The following is a 268-nucleotide window of genomic DNA, read 5'->3' as shown; positions in this document are numbered from 1 at the left end:
GACCTGCGTCTGCAGGTCGAGCCGCTGCATGCCTGCGTGCGCGCCCTTGGCCTGCCCCTGCTGTGCGTGGAAGGCGTCGAGGCCGATGACGTCATCGGCACCCTGGCGCGCATGGCGACCGAGGCCGGGCGTGACGCCGTCATCTCCACCGGCGACAAGGACATGGCCCAGCTGGTGAACGAGCACATCACCCTGGTCAATACCATGAAGAACGAGACGCTGGACGTGGACGGCGTTACCGAGAAGTTCGGCATTCCGCCGAACCTGA

At 66.0% G+C, this 268-nt stretch carries 1 protein-coding gene; it reads left to right on the top strand.

Annotation, left to right across the window (positions count from 1 at the left end; genetic code table 11):
* Positions 1 to 268 (top strand): hypothetical protein (locus R0J88_RS20565; RefSeq protein ID WP_410900963.1); only part of this gene is annotated, 268 nt, incomplete at both ends.

This window comes from Pseudoalteromonas sp. SIMBA_162 (assembly GCF_046535955.1).
Taxonomy (GTDB): Bacteria; Pseudomonadota; Gammaproteobacteria; order Enterobacterales; family Alteromonadaceae; genus Pseudoalteromonas; species Pseudoalteromonas marina.
Note: the sequence above shows the minus strand (reverse complement) of the source record. Positions and strands in the feature narration are given on the sequence as shown.